Here is a 19353-nt window from a genome sequence, read left to right as displayed (position 1 = left end):
ACATCGGACTGGAATTCGCCCTTGCGCTTGATCTCGTCGCTCGGGAAGACCATGGGGTTATTGCGAAACGCCGGGGTGAGCAGGGGAATGGCATCCTTGACCGGGGTGGGGTAGCCAATTGCCTCGGCCACCTTGGCGGCCACATCGGGGCGCATCAGGAAGTTGATCAGAGCGTGGGCCTCTTTCACATGCTTGGCCTTGGCCGGGATGGCGAGGTTGTCCATCCAGAGCACGGCGCCTTCTTCGGGGTAGGTCATCTGGATGGAGGGGTATTCGCGCTGGGCGCCGTAGGCCGAGCCGTTCCACAGCATGCCGATATTGACCTCACCGGCGATAAAGGGGTCGGCCGGGTTGTCGGAGTTGAACGCCTTGACGTTGGGCATCAGTTTTTTCAGGTATTCGAAGGCTTCGGCAATTTGCGCCTTGTCCTGGGTGTTGGGGCTGTAGCCGAGTTGCACCAGCGCGATATGGAACACCTCGCGGGCATCGTCCATCAGCAGCAGGCTCTCTTTCCACTCAGGTGCCCAGAGCTGCTTCCAGCTGGTCACCGGCTGCTCGATGATGTCGGTGTTGGTGCCGATCCCGGTTGCGCCCCAGATATAGGGGATGGAGTAGCGGTTGTCCGGGTCGTACTCGTGGTTGAGCAGGGTAGGGTCAAGGTGCTTGAAGTTGGACAGCTGGGCGCGATCCAGCGGCTGCAACATCCCCTCTTTGGCCATTTTCGAGATGAAGTAGGTGCTGGGCACCACCACGTCATAGCCGTCGCCATGGGTTTTCAGCTTGGCGTAGAGGGTCTCGTTGGATTCGTAGGTGGAGTAGATCACCTTGATGCCGGTCTCTTGCTGGAACTGCTCCAGCAGACCGTCCGGCACATATTCCGACCAGTTGTAGAAGTAGACCACCTTGTCGTTGGCCGCGTGAGCGCTCTGGCTCAGTAGCGGGGTGGTGAGGGTGAGGGCGGCAGCCAGCAGGGCGCCGGCCTTATGTGGGATTGTCATCAACAACTCCTTGGGGTTATGGGGCCTTGCGGCCCACCGTGACAGAGTTCGCCAAAGGTGGCGGGGACGAAACAGGCAGGGTCAACCCTGCCGTTTGCGCAGTAACAGTTGTGCCAGCAGTACCATCCCGAGGGAGGCGACCAGCATCAGGGTGGCCAGGGCGTTGACCTCGGGGGAGACGCCCACCTTGACCATGGAGTAGATCTTGAGCGGCAGGATCTCGTAGGCCGGGCCGGTGACAAAGGAGCTCACCACCACGTCGTCCAGCGACAGGGTAAAGGAGAGCAGCCAGCCCGCCATCACCGCCGGCAGGGCCAGCGGCAGTATGATGCGGCGCAGGATGATCCACTCGCCTGCCCCCAGATCCCGTGCCGCTTCCAGCATCCGCACATCAAAACCGCACAGCCGCGAGTAGACAGTGATCACCACAAACGGCAGGCAGAAGGTGATGTGGGCGATCAGCAGCGACCAGAAGCCCAGCGCAATGCCGGTGGCCACAAACAGAGTCAGCAGGGAGATGGCCATCACGATATCGGGGGACATCATCACCAAGAACAGCATGCCGCTCACGTACTGCTTGCCGCGAAAGCGATAGCGGAACAGTGCCACGGCGGTGAGGGTGCCGATCAGGGTGGCAGCGGTGGCGGTGAGGGCTGCGATGGTCAGGGAGTGCTGGGCCGCCTGCATCAGGCTGGCGCTGGCAAACAGCTTCTCATACCAGCCCAGGGTAAAGCCGCGCCAGTCGATACCATATTTCGACAGGTTGAAGGAGTTGGCGATCAGCACCCCGATGGGCACATAGAGATAGCCAAACACCAGCAGCAGGAACAGAGCTTTCAGTGCGCGCATCATGCCAGCTCCCCCTTCTTGCTCAATAGCTTGCCCGCCCGCCAGTAGCAGTAGACCAACAGCGCCATCAGCACCGTCAGCATCACGCTGATGGCCGCGCCAAAGGGCCAGTCACGGCTGTTGAGGAACTGGGTCTTGATCAGGTTGCCGATCAGCAGGTGCTTGGCGCCCCCCAGCAGATCGGAGACATAGAACATCCCCATGGCGGGCAGGAACACCAGCAGACAACCGGCGATGATGCCGGGCAGGGTGAGGGGCAAGATGATCCGCATCAGCCGCTGCCAGCCGTTGGCGCCGAGATCCCGCGCCGCCTCCAGCAAACGGCCATCCAGCTTCTCGATGCTGGAGTAGAGCGGCAGCACCATAAAGGGGAGCAGCACATAGACCAGCCCGATGATGACGGCCACCTCGGTATACATCATCTGCAGTGGCCGCTCGATAAGCCCCAGATCCAGCAGCCAGCCGTTGATCAATCCCCGGGTGCCGAGCAGCACTTTCAGCGCATAGGTGCGGATCAGGGAGTTGGTCCAGAACGGCACCACCACCAGAAACAGCAGCAACGGGCGGATGCGTGTTGGCAGATGAGCCAGCAGCCAGGCAAAGGGGTAGCCCACCAGCAGGCAGATAGCGGTGGCGAGCAGCGCTAGCCAGAGGGAGTGGAGCAGCACCTGAAAGTAGAGCGGGTCCAGCAGGCGGCCATAGTTGCTCAGGGTAAAGAGCGGCGCGATAAGCTCGGACTCGTCACGGGTCAGGAAGCTGACGCCGATGATCATCAGGTTGGGCAGGAAGACAAACAGCGTCAGCCAGCCCAGGATCAGCGCGATGGCCCCGTTGCGAAAGCCGTTGTGGGCAAAGCTGTGCGCTACCCGCAGATTAGTGAGGCTCATAGGGCAGCACCACCTCCCAGCTGTCGACCCAGTGGATCGCCACCTCCTGACCGAGACGGTAGTCAAAGTCGGGGTCATCCTCGTCGAAGAACTCGGAGATAAGCAGCTGTTTGCCGCTTTCGAGTTCGATCACCGAATCCAGCGTCGCCCCCTTGTAGTTGCGCTCGCGGATATTGCCCCGCAGCGCGCCGCTCTGATCGTCATCCTGATCGAGAATGCGCAGATCTTCCGGGCGCAGCAGCACCAGCACCTTGTCGTCTGGCTGGAACGGCAAGGCGGTATGGAGCAGGCATTCGCGCCCCTCTACCTCGGCCTGCCAGATACCGGGCTCGCGCTGGCTGATCAGCTTGCCATCCATCACGTTGATCTCGCCGATAAAGCGGGCCACGAACAGATTGGCTGGCGATTCGTAGATATCGCGCGGGGTGCCACGCTGGATGATTTGGCCCCCCTCCATCACCAGGATGCGATCAGACATGGTGAGCGCCTCTTCCTGATCATGGGTGACGAAGACAAAGGTGATGCCAAGGCGACGTTGCAGCGCCTTGAGCTCGCTCTGCATCTGTTTGCGCAGCTTGTAGTCGAGCGCAGAGAGGGATTCGTCGAGCAGCAGCAGGCGGGGCTTGTTGACTACCGCGCGGGCGATGGCGACCCGTTGTTGCTGGCCGCCGGAGAGCTGATCCGGGCGGCGATTGGCCAGCTCGGTGAGCTGCACCATGGCGAGGGTCTCCTCGACCCGCTGGCGGATCTCGCTGGCAGGTACCTTCTGCATCTCGAGGCCAAAGGCGACGTTTTCAAACACCGTCATATGGGGGAAGAGCGCATAGCTCTGGAACACGGTGTTGATGTGCCTGTGTTCGGCGGGGATATGGGTGATCTCGTCACCGGCCAGATGGATGGTGCCACCATCGACCGATTCGAGCCCGGCCAGCAGGCGCAGCAGGGTGGTCTTGCCACAGCCGGAAGGGCCCAGCAGGGTAAGAAATTCACCATCGTAGATTTCAAGGTCAAGGTCACTCAGGATCACCTTGCCATCGTATTTTTTGCTGATCTTGTTCAGCGCGACAATTACCTGTGGATTGTTCATCATCCGCCAGTCTCACCCCAGCCAGTGGCCATCGTGTTGAAAGAGGGCCGCATTCTATGCAGCCGACACATGAAATTAAAGGTTTTTTGGCCCGAATTAGCCGCAAGTGCGCAGGAAAAACGGCTACGAATAGCAGACCAAATCGCTATAATGTGCCACCTGATTTGGTCGTTTTCGATATTGGATAGTCAATTGAGTAATAAAATGCGTATTGGCGGCTCCCTTGAGCAGTCTCTGAACCAGGGCTACCGCCTTGATCTGAAAGGGGTCATCCAGGAGGGATGGCAACAGACCCGCCGTACCGGATTTGGCCTGCTGCTGGCGATTGTCGGGGTGACGGCGATCTGGATCCTGCTCAGCAATGTGCTGCTGTTGCCCTATCTGGGGGATGATAGCCAGATGAATGTGGCCATGGTGCTGAGCCTGCTGATGACGGTGGTGATGGCTCCCATGACCAGCTCCCTCGATATGCTGGGGTTGCAGCAGTCGGTCGGGGTGAGCGCCCGCGCCAACCAGGTGTTCGACTTCTTCCGCCACTTTGTACGCCTCGGCATGCTGAGCCTGCTTGGCAGTCTGCTCACCAGCCTGTTTGGCCCGCTGTTCGATCTGCTGGGCTTGCCCGCAGTGCTCTCTTTCATCCCCTCGGCCCTGATCGGCATGGGGCTGCTCTTTACTGTGCCGCTGGTGCTGGAGCGCGGCCTGACGCCGCCCCAGGCCATTCTGGTCTCTCTCAAGCTCTTTGCGCGCGGTTGGCCCAGCATTGTGCTGTTCCACGGCGTGATGACCGCGCTCTTCTTCCTGGCTCTGATCCCCATGGGGTTGGGGCTTATCTGGGTGGCACCGCTCTATTTCAACTGCAAGGGGATCCTCTATCGGGATCTCTGCGGGGTGGCGGTAGAGGTTAACGAGGTGACAGAAGGCCCCAACCATTTCAATGCATGATGCAAAAGGATGTTGAATGACCCGTCGATATGGAGTGACCAAGGCCTTGCGCCAGAGCCTGCTAGCCACTCTCTTGCTGCCAGGGCTGGCGCTGGCTGAGCCGGTGCTGGATCTGCAATACAGCACCTTCTACAGCCAGATGAAGACCTTTGCCAAAGGGGAGTTTGGTCACGCCAGACTGGGGTTTTATCTGACCGATCCGCAAAATGGTCAGCGCTGTGGCCTCACCTTTGCCCGGGTTGCAACCGACAGCAAGGAGGTCGCGGGCGAGGTAACGGTCGATAGCGAACTGCGCCTGCCGTTTGATGAGGATCTCAACCTCGACAAGGGGATCGTGACCGTCGGCCTGAAAGAAGATCACGCCACTTGCGATATGACGGTACAGGTGATGGCCGATGCGCCGAACGGGCCCGAACTGCCGCTGGCCGAGCTGGCGGCCCGTCAGCAGCAGATGCAGTCGCTGCTCGACAAGATGGCGGGCATGGTCGGCAAGCACTTCCTGCCGAAGATGGAAGGGGTGCGCATTACCCTGGTGCAGCAGAGCGGCACTGCTTATCTGATTGATGGTGCCCGTCAGGAGGCGCTGCCCTGGCAGGAAGGCCACCTGCTGCTGAGCAATGAGCAACTGGCCGCATTCGCCACTGGGCAACTGCGCCTGCATGGTGACGTGCTGCGACTGACCCCCTGGCTGCACAAAGGCTGAGGCCGATGGTGTTGTCACGTTGGTAACAGGCAGATAAAGAAAGCAAAAAGGAGCGATGATCGCTCCTTTTTTATTGCGTGGCGTTTGCCCTGTGAGCGCGGCTTAGCGCACTTCAATCACATCCAGCATGTCCATCTCGTCGATATCCAGCAGCGGCGCCTTTGGCATCTCGGGCGGATCAAACGCCTTGTCACCGCCATCGATGATGCCGGAGTCGCGGTTGATGCTCTTGAAGTCAAACAGCTTGTGGTCGAGCAGGTGGCTCGGGATCACGTCCTGAATGGCGGTGAACATGGTTTCGATACGACCGGGGAAGCGGCGATCCCAATCCTGCATCATCTGCTTGATGGCCTGACGTTGAAGGTTCTCCTGCGAGCCGCACAGGTTGCACGGAATGATGGGGAAGGCTTTGACGTCGGCGTAGCGGATCAGATCCTTCTCTTTGCAGTAGGCCAGCGGGCGGATCACCACGTTCTTGCCATCATCGCTCACCAGCTTGGGCGGCATGGACTTGAGCTTGCCACCGTAGAACATGTTGAGGAACAGGGTCTCGAGGATGTCGTCGCGGTGGTGGCCAAGGGCAATCTTGGTGCAACCCAGCTCTTGTGCGGTGCGGTAGAGAATACCGCGGCGCAGCCGTGAGCAGAGGGAGCAGGTGGTTTTGCCTTCCGGTACCTTCTCCTTGACGATGGAGTAGGTATCCTCTTCGACAATCTTGTACTCGATGCCGAGGGAGTCCAGATACTCGGGCAGCACATGTTCGGGGAAACCGGGCTGCTTCTGATCCAGGTTGACGGCAACCAGATCAAAATGGATGGGGGCGCTGGCTTTGAGGCTCATCAGTATGTCGAGCATACCGAAGCTGTCCTTACCGCCGGAGAGGCAGACCATGACCTTGTCGCCCTCTTCAATCATGTTGAAGTCGGCAATGGCCTGACCCACGTTGCGCCGCAGGCGCTTCTGCAGTTTGTTAAAACTGTATTTTTCTTTGGCGTTCAGCTCTTCTAGCATGCTCGTAAAACCCGGGACACAAATAAGCGCGTTATTATAGCCATGTCCCGGGGGAGGGCAAGGTGCCAAGCACCAGGCACCTTATGATTGATTGCGACGACTGTCGACCGGGCAGCTGTAGTCCGCCGGTTTGAGGATCAGGATGTCGCAGGATAGGCGGTCAATCACATGTTCGGCGGTATTGCCGAGCAAAGCGGCAGAAAGCCCGGTACGCCCGACGCATCCCATGATCATCAAGGTCGCCTTGAGCTCTTCGGCCATATCCGGCAACACCTCTTCCGGTAGCCCCTCTGCTACCCGGGTCCAGAGATGACCAATCCCGAACTTGTCGGCATGGCTGAGCAGCAGGCTTTCGTGGTGTTTGCGGATCGCCTCGTTGTAGGCGTTGGGATCAAACTCCGGCAGCTCGATGGCCACGTTGACCGGGGTGCCTGGGTAGGTGTTGACCAGATAGAGGTTGGAGCCCAGCAGCTCGGCGATGTCGCTCCCCTCCTGGGTGATCCGTTCGTTGAGCATTTTCTGATCCGGATCGTCGCTTGAACAGTTGATGGCAGCGATGATGTTGCCGCCCCGTTGCCAGTGACCCTCCTTGACCAGCAGCACCGGACAGGGGCATTTGCGCAGCAGGTGCCAGTCGGTGGGGGTAAAGATGAAGGTTTGCAGGAAGCTGTGATGGTGAGTGGCTTTGACCACCAGATCGTGGCGCTGCTCCAGCACTTCCTGAATGACACACTCGAAGGGACGATTGTGCCAGACCACCTTCACTTCACATTCGATCCCCTGTGCCCGATAGGGGGTCAGGATTTCGTCCAGCCACTCACGTCGCTGTGAAATGACGCCGTCGCGCATCTCTTGCCGCTCGTCCACCGAGAGCATGGCGGTCATTTCATACGAGAAGTCATAGATGGTGAGCAGCAGAGTCAGATGGGCGTTTTCGTCCAGCTCGGCGACTTTGACTGCCCGTTCGAGGGCGATTTGACGCTCCTCTTCTGGATTGATAACCACCAGAATATTCTGATATTTGACCATCTTCTCCTCCTTGGAAAAGTCCAATGACAGCAGAATCTTAGCCATTACAGCTTAGCGCAGGAGGAGGGTATAGGGAACGTACCGGATCACATTCCAGAGGAAAGGATCCGGCAGGGAAAGCGGGGTTTAAGACGTGTGCTCAGCCACAGGCTGGTCGGGTTGCACCGGCCATTATGCCCAAGGCACCCTGATCCAGCACGGTAATGTATTTGCCTTTGACGCTGATGAGACCGGACTTCTGGAAACGGCCGAGCAGACGACTGATGGTCTCGACGGTCAGCCCCAGATAGTTGCCAATATCGCCACGGGTCATGGAGAGACGGAACTCCTTGGCGGAGAAGCCGCGCTCGGAGAAGCGTACCGACAGATTGTGCAGGAAGGCGGCGAGGCGCTCTTCGGCATTTTTCTTGGAGAGCAGCAGGATCATCTCCTGATCGCCCATGATTTCATTGCTCATCAGACGCATGATCTGCTGGCGCAGCTTGGGCATCTTGCCGGAGAGATCGTCGAGTACTTCAAACGGGATCTCGCACACCATGGCGGTTTCCAGCGCCTGGGCGAAGGAGGGGTGGGCCTGCTTGTGGATGGCATCGAAACCGACCAGATCACCCGCGAGGTGGAACGCGGTGATCTGCTCATCCCCTTGCTCGGTGATGGTGTAAGACTTGATGGTCCCGGAACGGATGGCATAGAGCGATTTGAACTCATCGCCAGCCTTGAACAGCTCGTCACCCTTCTGGATAGGTTTTTTGCGCTCGATGATGCTGTCAAGCTGGTCAAGCTCATTGTCGTTCAAGGTAAATGGGATGCAGAGCTGACTGATGCTGCAATCCTGGCAATGAATTGCACAGCCACCGCTCTGGATACGTCTGCCAGGTTTCTTTTCCGGGATCATAGGCTCATACGAAGAATTGATTTATATCAAACAAGTTTACCATCAACTCATCCGTTTTGGATAGGGCTTCAAAAGGAAGCAATGCCAATCCAGAAGGTATGTACCCCGAACAAAATGAGCAGCAGGGCACCGCCAAGGCGCAAACTGCGAAGGGTGAGCCAGTATCTCAGGCGATCGGCAAGTCCCCCGAGCGCGAACAAGGTGGGCAGGGTGCCGAGACCAAAAAAGAGCATGATCAGCGCCCCGCCGCTGGCCGAACCGGCCGCCGCGCTCCAGGTCAGCATGGAGTAGACCAGCCCGCAAGGTAGCCAACCCCACACCATGCCAAAGGGCAGTGCCTGCACAGGTGAGGTGAAGGGGAGAAACTTGCCCGCCAGCGGTTTGATATGGGGCCAAAGTCTGGCGCCGAGCCGCTCCAGCAGCAAGATCCCTTGCCACCAGCCCGCCAGATAAAGGCCAAGCGCAATCATCAATAGCGCTGCCACGAGACGCAATCCGGCGATGGCGTGTTTGCCAGCGCCCAGCTCGCCGGTGGTCGCCAGCAGGCCGCCCACCAGTGCACCTGCAATCACATAACTCAGGATCCGGCCGAGGTTGTAGTTGAGCAGATAGGCAAGCCGCCCCCAGAAGTGTTGCTTGTTGGCTGGGATCGCCATGGAGAGCGCGGCGGAGACGCCACCGCACATGCCGATACAGTGGGCAGAGCCTGCCAGTCCGACCAGCAGGGCGCCGGCCAGATCAAGGTTGTGAGTCATGGTCAGCAGGCTTTACGGGTTTGCGGGTGGGTTGCTCTTCGTCAAACAGGATGTTGGAACCCTGGCGGTCGAGATCTTCAAACTGCTCGGAGCGAATGGCCCAGAAGAAGACGGCCCCGGCGATGATCACAAACAGGATAGCGATGGGGATCAGGACAAAAATTATATTCATGAGAGGTACCTTGGCGTTCATCCTTGGCAAGCATCCCCTATGGTAACCCTGTTTGGACAGGGGGCCAGCCGCTATCAGTGAGAAATGTGGCCTGCATCGGAGGCAGGCCACATTTTCAGCTATTTTCCGCCACCGGTCTTATCGGTTGAGGCGCATGGAGTTGGTTACCACGATGAGGGAGCTGAGCGACATGCCCGCCGCCGCCAGATAGGGGGGCAGCCAGCCGCAGGCTGCCAGCGGCAGCACCAGCAGGTTGTAACCGATGGACCAGGCGAAGTTCTCGATGATGATCTTGCGGGTACGCATTGCCAGCACTCTGGCCTCAAGCAGTCGGCTCAGGTCATCGGCCAGCAGGATGGCATCGGCGCTGTTTTTCGCCAGATCGGTGCCACCGGCCATGGCGAACGAGGCGTGCGCCCCTGCCAGTACCGGCGCGTCGTTGATGCCATCGCCCACCATGATGCTGATATCTCCCTGGGCTTCCCGGGCCTTGAGGTAGGCCAGCTTGCCATCGGGCGAGACCCCCTTGACCAGCTCATCCACTCCCAGCTCGTGGGCAATCTCGTCTGCCTGCAAAGAGCTGTCGCCAGTCAACACGGTAGTTTGCAGACCTGCCGCCTTGAATGCCGTGATCAGCGGCCTGGCATCGGGGCGCAGGGTATCTTCCAGATTGAAGCGGGCCAATACCTGCTGCTCGTCGGCCAGATAGATAGCCAGACCGCGGCCTTGCTCTTGCGCCGGATCCAGCCCAAGCCAGCGGGCACTGCCGATGCGGTAGCGTACGCCATCCACCAGCGCCGTGATGCCGTGACCGATGACAGGGGTGATCTCGCGGGCGGATGGCAACACGGCGATGCTGTCGGTGGGCAGCCGGAAGGCGCGGGCAATGGGGTGCTCGGATTGCGCTTCCATGGCCCGGGCGATGGCGAGGCAGTGCGCCTCGTCCACCTCTGCCAAGGTAGTTATGCCGGTCAGACTGATCTCACCTGTGGTCAGGGTACCGGTCTTGTCCATCACGATACGGTTGGCCTTGGTCAGCACGTCCAGCACATGACCACGGCGCAGCAGAATGCCGTTGCGGGTCAGATTGGCGGTGGCCGAGGTTAGCGCCGTCGGAGTCGCCAGCGACAGGGCACAGGGGCAGGTTGCAACCAGCACGGCGAGGGTGACCCAGAACGCCTGATCCGGTTGATGGAAGTGCCAGAAGGTCCAGACCGCGGCGGCAATGATCAGCAGCACCAGAATAAAGTGGCGCGACAGCTGATCCGCCATCTGGGCGATGGCCGGTTTGTCATCGAGGGCATGATCCTGCAGCCGCATGATCTGGGCGATCCGCGACTCTTCAATACGGTGGCTGACCCGGATCTGCAGCGGCGCATCCGTGTTGATGGTGCCGGCATAGACCTGATCACCGCGCTGTTTGAGCAGGGGCAGCTGCTCACCGGTCAGCATGGATTCGTTGAGGCTGGCTTGCCCTTCGACAATGATGCCGTCCGCTGGCAAGGTGGCGCCGGCCAGCACCCGTACCCGATCGCCGACCTGCAAGGTCTTGGCCGCTACCTCATGTTCCCCTTCATCATCGAGGCGGGTCGCCATGATGGGCACCAGTCTGGCCAGGTTGGAGCTCGATTCCGACGCCTTGCGCCGGGCCCGCAACTCGAGAAAGCGCCCCAGCAGCAGGAAGAAGACGAACATGGTGATGGAGTCGTAATAGACCTCACCGGTATTGAACACGGTGGCCCACATGGAGGCGATAAAGGCGCCAATCAGCGCCAGCGACACCGACACATCCATCGACAGGTGACCCTGTTTCAGGCTGCGCCAGGCACCCACGTAAAAGGGCTGGGCCGAGTAGATCATGATGGGGGTGGAGAGCAGCAGGCTTATCCACTTGAAGTAGACCATGAACTCATCTTCAACGCTGATGAAGAGATCCATATAAAGGGCCACGGCGCACATCATCACCTGCATTGAGCCAAGCCCCGCTAGTGCCAGCCGGAACATATAGCTGCGCACCTCTTTGGCGTAGAGCGCCTCCTGTTGATGGGTCTGGAACGGATAGGCACGATAGCCGATCTGGGCAAATCCCTTGAGGATGTCACTCAGGGAGAGCTGGTCCGGATCCCACTTGATGCGGGCCCGGTGGGTGGTGGTGTTGACATTGATGTAGCGCAGGCCGCCAAGGGTCATAAGGTGGCGCTCGATAAGCCAGGCACAGGCGGCGCAGGTTAGCCCTTCTACTGTCAGCTGGATTTCGCGAAGGGTGCCGTTGTCGGTGACAAAATCTTGTTGTACTTCTGCCAGATCGTAGTGGGTGAGGGCTGCCAGCTCCTCGGGTACCAGATCCCCCTTGGTACCGGGGGCGGTGCGGTGATCGTAGTAACTGGCGAGGCCGCACTCCATGATGGTTTCTGCCACAGCCTGACAACCGGGGCAGCACATGGGGCGAACAATCCCCTTTATCTCGAGGGCATAGCCACTATTAGCGGGTACCGGCTCGCCACAGTGAAAACAGGTGGTCATGCTTTATGTCCCCCTGAATGCAGAATGCAAGCTGCAGGGGCGGTGGCGAGAACCGGCTCGCCACAGTGAGAACAGCCGGTCATGGCTTAGCGTCCTTTCGGGTCGAGTTCGACAGGGGCCAGGGTGGGCAGCTGGACGGTCTCTTGCAATCGCCACTCGTGGTCAAAGGCATCGACCCGAATGTGCCACTTGCCGACCAGCAGCTTGTCGAAATGGAGGCGATAGGTGCCGCTCGCATCGGCGGTGATCATGTGTTCGCTGTCCTGACCGGCCAAGGTCGGATGGAACAATGAGAGATAGAGTGCTTGCCCGGCGGGAATGTCACCGCTGATGGGTTTGAGGGTCAGCTCGTTGCCGTTAACCTCCAGCCCAAAGCGGATATTGAGGGCTTCGGAGCGGTCAAACTTGCTCAAGTCCTGATTGATCTCTTTCCCTTGTTTGTAATAGTCCTCGGCCACCAGATTGACCCCATCCTTGCTGGCGATGATGGCGGTGGCGATACTGCCGACAACGGCGGCAGTGGGGAGGGCGATGATAAACCAGGGCCAGAATTGGCGATACCACGGTTTGGATAGAGATTGGGTCATGATTGCTACTGCCATGAAACGAATGATTAACGTGGGAGATGGTTTTTACGCAACACAAGATAACAAAAAGCCTCGAGGAGTCGAGGCTTTTTACTGTGTAATCACGTGTTTATCACATGTTACAAAATGACGGGCGAACCTTATTTGGCAGACTGTTGATGAGACAGGCTGTAAACGTAGGAGGCCAGCAGGTGAACCTTGTCCTCACCCAGAATATCTTTCCAGGCTGGCATCACGCCGTGACGACCGTGGGTGATGGTTTGCACCACCACTTCGCGGGAGCCACCGTAGAGCCAGGTGTTGTTGGTCAGATCTGGCGCGCCGACGGCAACACCGCCCTTGGCATCGGCCCCGTGGCAGGCAGCGCAGATGGCGAAGCGTGCTTCACCTTTCTTCGCTTCCACCAGGTCGACCTTACGACCGGAGAGGCTCAGCACATAGGAAGCCACTTCCTGAACGCCATCTTTGCCGAGGATTTCACCCCAGGCAGCCATGATCCCCTGGCGACCGCCCATGATGGTGGTCTTGATGTTCTCCGGCTGACCGCCCCATTGCCATTCACTGTCGGTCAGGTTCGGGAAACCACTGCCACCGCGGGCATCGGAGCCGTGGCACTGGGAACAGTTCTGCAGGAACAGACGCTGACCCACTTTCAGGGCTTCCGGATCCTTGGCGATCTCGGTGATGGCACGATAGGTTTTACCGTCCGCTTCATAGGTGAGTTCACGGAACTTGGCGCCGTAGATCTCGTCAGCCTTGGCGACCTCGCGGTCATACTCCACCGCGCGACCTTCCGCCTTGGCCGATTCGGTTGCAGCCTTGGACTCGGCCAGCGAGCGCACGTCCTGGTTGGAACTTTGCCAGCCCAACAGGCCTTTGAAGTTGCCAAGCCCCGGGAAGGCGACCAGATAGACCAGACCGGTGACGATGAAGAAGAGGAACATGTAAGTCCACCACTTCGGCAGCGGGTTGTTGATCTCCTCGATGCCATCGAAGGAGTGACCCATCGATTTGCCTTCTTCAACACCCATCTTGTCCTTGCGGCACCACATCAGCAGCAAGAAGCAGCCGAGGATGGTTCCCAGACTGATGACAGTCACAAAAATGCTAAACAGAGTGCTCATTATTGTTTCGCTCCTGCGTTCTTTTTATCAGCACCGGGTTGCTCATCATCGGCAAAAACCAGATTGGCAGCCTCGTCGAAAGAGGTCTTGCGGCGTTTGCTATAGGCCCAGACTATGATGCCAATCATGATGGCCATCAACAGCAAGGTATACAGACCGCGAAATGTGCCGTAGTCCATTTTCGCCTCCTTATTTCAGGGCATGACCCAGTGATTGCAGATAGGCCACCAGCGCATCCAGCTCGGTTTTGCCCTTGACGGCTTCGCCCGCACCCTGAATATCGGCGTCGGTATAGGGCACACCGAAGTGATCGCGGAACAACGCCAGCTTTTTGCCAGTCATCTCGCCGGTCAGCACATTGGTATCAAGCCAGGGGTAGGCGGGCATGTTGGACTCGGGTACCACATCGCGCGGGTTGATCAGGTGAACCTTGTGCCACTCATCGGAGTAGCGGCCACCGACACGGGCCAGATCCGGACCAGTACGCTTGGAGCCCCACAGGAAGGGGTGCTCCCAGACGCTCTCACCGGCGACCGAGTAGTGACCGTAACGCTCGGTTTCGGCACGGAACGGACGGATCATCTGACTGTGGCAGTTGGTGCAGCCTTCGCGAATGAAGATGTCGCGTCCTTCCATCTGCAGAGCTGTGTAAGGCTTGAGGCCCTCCACCGGCTCGGTGGTTTGCTTTTGGAAGAACAGCGGAGTGATTTCAACCAAGCCCCCCAGACTGATGGCGAAGATGATGCCGACCACCAGCATGGGAACGCTTTTTTCAAATATTTCGTGACGGTTATTGTTGCTCATGGGTTGACCTCTTCAATCATGCTGGCTGGGCGACAGGTTCCAGAGAACCTTTGGGCGCAGTGATGGTGCGATAGGCGTTGTAAGCCATCAGCAACATACCGGTGACGAAGAAGCAGCCTCCCAGGAAGCGCACGAAATAGAAGGGATAGGATGCCTGCAGCGCTTCAACGAAGCTGTAGGTCAGGGTGCCGTCTTCGTTGACTGCACGCCACATCAGGCCCTGCATCACGCCGGAAATCCACATGGCAACGATGTAGAGCACGGTACCCACGGTCGCCAGCCAAAAGTGCACGTTGATCAGCTTGACGCTGTACATCCGGCCCTGGCCGAACAGGTTCGGGATCAGGTGATAGACAGCACCGATGGAGACCATGGCAACCCAACCCAGCGCACCGGAGTGCACGTGACCGACGGTCCAGTCGGTGTAGTGGGAGAGGGCGTTGACAGTTTTGATCGCCATCATCGGGCCTTCGAAGGTCGACATGCCGTAGAAAGAGAGGGAGACGATCAGGAAGCGCAGGATGGGGTCATAACGCAGTTTGTGCCAGGCACCGGAGAGGGTCATGATGCCGTTGATCATGCCGCCCCAGGAGGGGACAAACAGGATCAGGGACATCACCATGCCGAGGGACTGAGCCCAGTCAGGCAGTGCGGTGTAGTGCAGGTGGTGCGGACCGGCCCAGATATAGAGGGAGATCAGCGCCCAGAAGTGCACGATGGAGAGGCGATAGGAGTAAACCGGACGACCGGCTTGCTTGGGCACGAAGTAGTACATCATCCCCAGGAAGCCGGCGGTCAGCAGGAAGCCTACCGCGTTGTGGCCATACCACCACTGCACCATGGCGTCCATTGCGCCGGAGTACATGGAGTAGGACTTCATGCCGGAGAGCGGCACTTCCATGTTGTTGACAATGTGCAGCACCGCGACAGTGATAATGAAGGCGCCGAAGAACCAGTTCGCCACATAGATGTGGGAAGTGGTGCGCTTCATCAGGGTGCCAAAGAAGACGATGGCATAGGCGACCCATACTACTGTGATGGCGATATCAATCGGCCACTCCAGCTCGGCATACTCTTTGGCGGAGGTGTAACCCAGCGGCAGAGAGATGGCGGCAGAGAGGATGATCGCTTGCCAGCCCCAGAAGACGAAGGTTGCCAGCGGGCCGCCAAACAGTCTGGTTTGACAGGTGCGCTGCACCACGTAGAACGAGGTGGCCATCAGTGCACTGACGCCGAAGGCGAAGATCACTGCGTTGGTATGGAGGGGCCGCAGACGACTGTAAGTCAGCCACGGGGTCTCGAAGTTGAGGGCAGGCCAGATCAACTGGGCTGCGATCAGTACGCCAACCGACATGCCGACAATTCCCCAGACAATCGTCATGACGGTAAACTGGCGAACAACGGTGTAGTTGTACTCAGGATGGTTAGTTGTATGGCTCATCGTTATATTCCGCTTCCGATGCTGCTGTTGTTTGGTTTTGTATCCGGAGAACCGGACTGGCTTCATCAGCCACCGCCGACCAGTTGTTAACATCTGTTAACGAAAGGAAAAGCAAAAGATGGCTAAATGAAAACTTCATGGGAATGATACTGAACTGACAGGTAAAATAACAGTATAAACAGTGATATATTTGGCTCCGTCCGGTCTCGTTATGGCGGTTTTTTACCTTGTTCGAGATCACAAAAAACCATTTTAATTGCATCTTAATCGGGCTGTTTTTGATGAAAGAGAGACTTACCGCACGTAAAGTTTTGCACCTCGCTCTGGTGCTGGCGTTGTTGCTGGCGCTGATTGCCTATCGCACCTGGTTTTCGGCCGATAGCAGCGTGCCCGCAGGCCAGACAAAAGATCAGATTTGTGATCTTTCCCACACCCCTTGCAGTGCGCTGATTGGTGACAAGCCGCTCACCGTGGCCATCAAGGAATTACCGCTGCGCGCCGAACATGATTTTGCCATCGCTATTACCGGCGGCGATCCGTCCATCAAACCGGTGAAAGCGATACTCGAAGGCAAAGATATGTTTATGGGCACCATTCCAGTGAGCTTTGAACAAATAGACGGACAGTGGCAGGGGGTGACCCAGGTGGGGAGCTGTACGTCACCCGTCATGGTCTGGCTGTTAAATATCGAGTGGAGTAATGGTCAACGCCAGCAATTGGCGCTTTCCGTTGCCCGGGAATAACGGCGCAAGGGGTGGGGAGTGGAAAAAATATTTGAAATTTCCCGGACAGGCGTTACCTTCCCCAAACCATCAGGGAGTGAAGCTCATTTAATCATGATTGAAAAACAACCGTTTTATTGCACCCTCAACCAGCAGGTCAAGGCGCTGCTGGAGGGAGAAACCGATCTGATTGCCAATCTGGCCAACCTCTCCGCACTGCTCAATCAGGAATTGACGGAGATCAACTGGGTCGGTTTTTATCTGTTGCAGGGTGAGACCCTGGTATTGGGGCCATTTCAGGGCAAACCGGCCTGCGTGCGGATCCCGGTCGGCCGCGGGGTGTGTGGTACGGCAGTGGCAGAGGGGAGAACCCAGCTCATTGACGATGTCCACCAGTTCGACGGTCACATCGCTTGCGATGGTGCTAGCAACTCGGAAATCGTGATCCCGGTGCGTCGTGGTGGCGAGATCATCGGGGTGCTCGATATCGACAGTCCGATTTTTAACCGTTTCGACCAGCAAGACCGGATTGGACTCGAAGAAACGGTGCAAATTTTGGAAAGCATGCTCTAAGTCATTGCTAGATGGTTCGCAAAAGGCCCCAAGCTCTCTATAATGGGGCCTTTGTTGTGCTCGGGACGTGCCCGTGCGTTTATATGAAAGCCAAGGTTATACATGGAAAACACTGAGAAGCTGAAGAACAGTAAAGAGATCGTTGCCTACCTGGTCGAGAAATTCCCGGCCTGCTTCGTTGCTGAAGGAGAGGCCAAGCCGCTCAAGATTGGCATCTTCCAGGATTTGGCCGAGCGTCTTGCTGACGATGCCAGAGTATCCAAGACCATGCTGCGTTCCGCACTGCGTCAATACACCTCCAGCTGGCGCTACCTGCACGGTCTCAAAGCTGGCCAGGCTCGCGTTGATCTGGATGGCAATCCGGGCGAGCTGCTGACCGAAGAGCACATCGAACACGCCAAGCAAGCGCTGAAAGAGAGCAAAGAGCGTGTATTCGCCAGCCGTCGTACCAATACCAAAGAGAAGGATGAGAAGGCCAAGAAGCCCCGCCGTCCTGCTCCTCGCAAGTCCGAAAAGGCGGATGTCGCCGCCAAGCCAAAGGCTCAGGAAAAAGCGCATGTTGTCGATGCTCCGCTGGTCAAGGTGGATGCCGCTACCCTGAAAGTGGGTCAGGGTGTGCGTGTCGTCATGGGTAAATCCCCGGTTGCAGCCACCATCAAGGAAGTGACCAAGGATGATGTACAGGTCCAGCTGCAGACCGGTATGACCCTGCGGGTCAAATCAGAGCACTTGGTTCTCTAAGGAGACAAATGTTGAAGCATGGCGTAATTCGTTTTTCCCTCGTTGCCTGTAGCCTGGCGTTTATCGGGTTTGCGCAGGCCATCGAGCCGGTGCTCAAGGAGAGTGATTTGCCTGTGTTGGCTCAAGAGAGCCAACATGCTACGGCCAGCAAGCGAATTACCAATCTGTTTACCCGCTCGCACTATAAACAGTTCAAGCTGGACGATGCCTTCTCCTCGGTAATTTTCGATAAATATCTGGAGAATCTGGACTACAGCCGCAACCTGTTTTTGGCCTCTGATATCAGCCGTTTTGAAAAATATCGTAACGGTTTTGACTCCGACCTCGAAAGGGGACGTTTAGCTCCCGCCTACGAGATGTTCAACCTGAGTCAGCAGCGGCGTTATGAGCGGTACGAATACGTCCTCAAACTGCTTGATACTCCTTTCGATTTTACTCAGACCGACAACTATGTGTTTGATCGGGAAGGGGCGGCTTGGCCCAAAGATGAAGCAGAGCTCAACGAGCTATGGCGTCAGCGAGTCAAGTTCGATGCTTTGAGCCTCAAACTCAGTGGCAAGGAGTGGCCCGAGATCAAGGAACTGCTTGGCAAACGTTACAACAATGCGATCAAGCGGATGTCCCAGACCGAGAGCGAGGATGTCTTTCAGCTCTTCATGAACTCTTTTGCTCGTGCCATTGAACCGCACACCAGCTACCTCTCACCGCGCAGTGCCGATCGTTTCAATGCCGAGATGAACCTCTCGCTGGAGGGGATAGGTGCCGTGTTGCAGGCGGAAGATGACTTTACCGTCATCCGTTCTCTGGTGCCCGGTGGCCCGGCTGCCAAATCCAACCACTTGAAGCCCGATGACAAGATCACCGGGGTAGGGCAGGAAGATGGCAAGATTGTTGATGTGATTGGCTGGCGTCTTGATGACGTGGTCGAACTCATCAAGGGGCCCAAGGGGAGCAAGGTCAAGCTGGAGATCCAGCGCGGCAAGGGCGCAACCGCCAAGACCGAGCAGATCGAGCTGACCCGCGACAAGGTGCGCCTTGAAGATCGTGCCGCCAAGTCGAAGGTGATCACCGCCGAAGGCAAGAAGATTGGTGTCATCGAGATCCCGAGTTTCTACGTCAATCTGCATGATGACGTGATCAAGGAGCTTTCCAGCCTGAACAAGAAGAAGATCGAAGGTCTGATCATTGATCTGCGCGGTAACGGCGGCGGCGCCTTGACCGAGGCGTCTGCCCTGAGCGGACTCTTCTTTGCCAGCGGCCCAGTGGTGCAAATTCGTGATCATATGGGTCGTATCACGGTCAACGGTGACGACGATGGCAACGTCTATTACGGCGGTCCCATGTCGGTGCTGATCGACAGATACAGTGCCTCGGCCTCCGAGATCTTCGCTGCTGCCATGCAGGATTATGGTCGCGCCTTGATCCTGGGGGAAAACTCCTTCGGCAAGGGAACGGTGCAGCAGCATCGCAGTCTCGCCAAGGTCTATGACTTCTACGAGCAGCCGCTGGG

Annotated in this window: 21 protein-coding genes; 6 read left to right on the top strand and 15 right to left on the bottom strand. The window is 57.8% G+C overall.

Annotated elements, in window-relative coordinates; genetic code table 11:
• From ACRAUW_RS10675 to potA, 4 genes are all read right to left on the bottom strand, one after another.
• On the bottom strand, window positions 1–998 hold a 998-nt coding region (locus tag ACRAUW_RS10675; protein WP_431362261.1), incomplete at its 3' end, for an extracellular solute-binding protein.
• An 81-nt stretch (window positions 999–1079) separates the two neighbouring features.
• Window positions 1080–1850 carry a spermidine/putrescine ABC transporter permease PotC gene (gene potC / locus ACRAUW_RS10670; protein WP_431362260.1) on the bottom strand — a complete coding sequence of 257 codons (771 nt, stop codon included), beginning with the start codon at window positions 1848–1850 and terminating at the stop codon, window positions 1080–1082.
• Window positions 1847–2734, bottom strand: coding sequence for a spermidine/putrescine ABC transporter permease PotB (gene potB / locus ACRAUW_RS10665; protein ID WP_431362259.1), 888 nt, complete (start codon window positions 2732–2734; stop codon window positions 1847–1849). Before potB ends, potC begins: the two co-directional genes overlap by 4 nt.
• On the bottom strand, window positions 2721–3824 hold the full coding sequence (gene potA, locus ACRAUW_RS10660; protein WP_113739524.1) for a spermidine/putrescine ABC transporter ATP-binding protein PotA: 1104 nt from the start codon (window positions 3822–3824) through the stop codon (window positions 2721–2723). Before potA ends, potB begins: the two co-directional genes overlap by 14 nt.
• A gap of 201 nt (window positions 3825–4025) precedes the next feature.
• Between potA and ACRAUW_RS10655 the strand changes: the two genes are divergently transcribed.
• Window positions 4026–4763, top strand: coding sequence for a hypothetical protein (locus ACRAUW_RS10655; RefSeq protein WP_431362263.1), 738 nt, complete (start codon window positions 4026–4028; stop codon window positions 4761–4763).
• 16 nt (window positions 4764–4779) lie between these two features.
• Window positions 4780–5466, top strand: coding sequence for a DUF2987 domain-containing protein (locus ACRAUW_RS10650; protein WP_431362258.1), 687 nt, complete (start codon window positions 4780–4782; stop codon window positions 5464–5466).
• A gap of 102 nt (window positions 5467–5568) precedes the next feature.
• On the opposite strand, the gene ttcA is transcribed toward ACRAUW_RS10650, so the two are convergent.
• From ttcA to ccoN, 11 genes are all read right to left on the bottom strand, one after another.
• Window positions 5569–6477 (bottom strand): tRNA 2-thiocytidine(32) synthetase TtcA, encoded by a 909-nt coding sequence (gene ttcA / locus ACRAUW_RS10645; protein ID WP_005336634.1) that lies wholly within the window; start codon window positions 6475–6477, stop codon window positions 5569–5571.
• Between the two features lie 81 nt (window positions 6478–6558).
• The gene (gene uspE / locus ACRAUW_RS10640) at window positions 6559–7506 is read right to left on the bottom strand and encodes a universal stress protein UspE (protein ID WP_431362257.1); all 948 of its coding nucleotides are present in this window, start codon (window positions 7504–7506) and stop codon (window positions 6559–6561) included.
• Between the two features lie 139 nt (window positions 7507–7645).
• Window positions 7646–8401, bottom strand: a complete 756-nt coding sequence (locus ACRAUW_RS10635) for an FNR family transcription factor (RefSeq protein ID WP_431362256.1) — start codon at window positions 8399–8401, stop codon at window positions 7646–7648.
• 68 nt (window positions 8402–8469) lie between these two features.
• Window positions 8470–9156 (bottom strand): sulfite exporter TauE/SafE family protein, encoded by a 687-nt coding sequence (locus ACRAUW_RS10630; protein ID WP_431362255.1) that lies wholly within the window; start codon window positions 9154–9156, stop codon window positions 8470–8472.
• The gene (ccoS, locus tag ACRAUW_RS10625; protein WP_431362254.1) at window positions 9140–9328 is read right to left on the bottom strand and encodes a cbb3-type cytochrome oxidase assembly protein CcoS; all 189 of its coding nucleotides are present in this window, start codon (window positions 9326–9328) and stop codon (window positions 9140–9142) included. The genes ACRAUW_RS10630 and ccoS overlap by 17 nt, the downstream gene beginning before the upstream one ends.
• Before the next feature lie 138 nt (window positions 9329–9466).
• Window positions 9467–11851, bottom strand: a complete 2385-nt coding sequence (locus ACRAUW_RS10620) for a heavy metal translocating P-type ATPase (RefSeq protein ID WP_431362253.1) — start codon at window positions 11849–11851, stop codon at window positions 9467–9469.
• A gap of 86 nt (window positions 11852–11937) precedes the next feature.
• Window positions 11938–12438, bottom strand: a complete 501-nt coding sequence (locus tag ACRAUW_RS10615; RefSeq protein WP_431362252.1) for a FixH family protein — start codon at window positions 12436–12438, stop codon at window positions 11938–11940.
• 140 nt (window positions 12439–12578) lie between these two features.
• Window positions 12579–13562 carry a cytochrome-c oxidase, cbb3-type subunit III gene (gene ccoP, locus ACRAUW_RS10610; RefSeq protein ID WP_431362251.1) on the bottom strand — a complete coding sequence of 328 codons (984 nt, stop codon included), beginning with the start codon at window positions 13560–13562 and terminating at the stop codon, window positions 12579–12581.
• Complete coding sequence (locus ACRAUW_RS10605) at window positions 13562–13741, bottom strand: CcoQ/FixQ family Cbb3-type cytochrome c oxidase assembly chaperone (protein WP_005336620.1); 180 nt, start codon at window positions 13739–13741, stop codon at window positions 13562–13564. The genes ccoP and ACRAUW_RS10605 overlap by 1 nt, the downstream gene beginning before the upstream one ends.
• Window positions 13742–13751: 10 nt before the next feature.
• Entirely contained in the window at window positions 13752–14366 is a 615-nt protein-coding gene (gene ccoO / locus ACRAUW_RS10600) for a cytochrome-c oxidase, cbb3-type subunit II (protein WP_021230095.1), read from the bottom strand.
• A 16-nt stretch (window positions 14367–14382) separates the two neighbouring features.
• A complete protein-coding gene (gene ccoN / locus ACRAUW_RS10595; protein ID WP_005336616.1) occupies window positions 14383–15807 on the bottom strand; it encodes a cytochrome-c oxidase, cbb3-type subunit I in 1425 nt (474 codons plus the stop codon).
• Between the two features lie 281 nt (window positions 15808–16088).
• Between ccoN and ACRAUW_RS10590 the strand changes: the two genes are divergently transcribed.
• From ACRAUW_RS10590 to prc, 4 genes are all read left to right on the top strand, one after another.
• On the top strand, window positions 16089–16550 hold the full coding sequence (locus tag ACRAUW_RS10590) for a hypothetical protein (protein ID WP_431362262.1): 462 nt from the start codon (window positions 16089–16091) through the stop codon (window positions 16548–16550).
• A 93-nt stretch (window positions 16551–16643) separates the two neighbouring features.
• Window positions 16644–17102: a GAF domain-containing protein gene (locus tag ACRAUW_RS10585; RefSeq protein WP_431362250.1), complete on the top strand. Its 459-nt coding sequence runs from the start codon at window positions 16644–16646 to the stop codon at window positions 17100–17102.
• A 102-nt stretch (window positions 17103–17204) separates the two neighbouring features.
• A complete protein-coding gene (gene proQ, locus ACRAUW_RS10580) occupies window positions 17205–17843 on the top strand; it encodes an RNA chaperone ProQ (RefSeq protein WP_431362249.1) in 639 nt (212 codons plus the stop codon).
• An 8-nt stretch (window positions 17844–17851) separates the two neighbouring features.
• The coding region (gene prc / locus ACRAUW_RS10575) for a carboxy terminal-processing peptidase (RefSeq protein ID WP_431362248.1) at window positions 17852–19353 on the top strand (1502 nt) is incomplete at its 3' end.

Source organism: Aeromonas sp., from assembly GCF_050633025.1.
Classification (GTDB): Bacteria; Pseudomonadota; Gammaproteobacteria; order Enterobacterales; family Aeromonadaceae; genus Aeromonas.
Note: the sequence above shows the minus strand (reverse complement) of the source record. Positions and strands in the feature narration are given on the sequence as shown.

Excerpts from the sequence above, each read along its gene's own strand:
- potC (WP_431362260.1), bottom strand. The coding sequence starts at position 1,850 with ATGATGCGCGCACTGAAAGCTCTGTTCCTGCTGCTGGTGTTTGGCTAT.
- potB (WP_431362259.1), bottom strand. The coding sequence starts at position 2,734 with ATGAGCCTCACTAATCTGCGGGTAGCGCACAGCTTTGCCCACAACGGC.
- potA (WP_113739524.1), bottom strand. The coding sequence starts at position 3,824 with ATGATGAACAATCCACAGGTAATTGTCGCGCTGAACAAGATCAGCAAA.
- ACRAUW_RS10655 (WP_431362263.1), top strand. The coding sequence starts at position 4,026 with ATGCGTATTGGCGGCTCCCTTGAGCAGTCTCTGAACCAGGGCTACCGC.
- ACRAUW_RS10650 (WP_431362258.1), top strand. The coding sequence starts at position 4,780 with ATGACCCGTCGATATGGAGTGACCAAGGCCTTGCGCCAGAGCCTGCTA.
- ttcA (WP_005336634.1), bottom strand. The coding sequence starts at position 6,477 with ATGCTAGAAGAGCTGAACGCCAAAGAAAAATACAGTTTTAACAAACTG.
- uspE (WP_431362257.1), bottom strand. The coding sequence starts at position 7,506 with ATGGTCAAATATCAGAATATTCTGGTGGTTATCAATCCAGAAGAGGAG.
- ACRAUW_RS10635 (WP_431362256.1), bottom strand. The coding sequence starts at position 8,401 with ATGATCCCGGAAAAGAAACCTGGCAGACGTATCCAGAGCGGTGGCTGT.
- ACRAUW_RS10630 (WP_431362255.1), bottom strand. The coding sequence starts at position 9,156 with ATGACTCACAACCTTGATCTGGCCGGCGCCCTGCTGGTCGGACTGGCA.
- ccoS (WP_431362254.1), bottom strand. The coding sequence starts at position 9,328 with ATGAATATAATTTTTGTCCTGATCCCCATCGCTATCCTGTTTGTGATC.
- ACRAUW_RS10620 (WP_431362253.1), bottom strand. The coding sequence starts at position 11,851 with ATGACCACCTGTTTTCACTGTGGCGAGCCGGTACCCGCTAATAGTGGC.
- ACRAUW_RS10615 (WP_431362252.1), bottom strand. The coding sequence starts at position 12,438 with ATGACCCAATCTCTATCCAAACCGTGGTATCGCCAATTCTGGCCCTGG.
- ccoP (WP_431362251.1), bottom strand. The coding sequence starts at position 13,562 with ATGAGCACTCTGTTTAGCATTTTTGTGACTGTCATCAGTCTGGGAACC.
- ACRAUW_RS10605 (WP_005336620.1), bottom strand. The coding sequence starts at position 13,741 with ATGGACTACGGCACATTTCGCGGTCTGTATACCTTGCTGTTGATGGCC.
- ccoO (WP_021230095.1), bottom strand. The coding sequence starts at position 14,366 with ATGAGCAACAATAACCGTCACGAAATATTTGAAAAAAGCGTTCCCATG.
- ccoN (WP_005336616.1), bottom strand. The coding sequence starts at position 15,807 with ATGAGCCATACAACTAACCATCCTGAGTACAACTACACCGTTGTTCGC.
- ACRAUW_RS10590 (WP_431362262.1), top strand. The coding sequence starts at position 16,089 with ATGAAAGAGAGACTTACCGCACGTAAAGTTTTGCACCTCGCTCTGGTG.
- ACRAUW_RS10585 (WP_431362250.1), top strand. The coding sequence starts at position 16,644 with ATGATTGAAAAACAACCGTTTTATTGCACCCTCAACCAGCAGGTCAAG.
- proQ (WP_431362249.1), top strand. The coding sequence starts at position 17,205 with ATGGAAAACACTGAGAAGCTGAAGAACAGTAAAGAGATCGTTGCCTAC.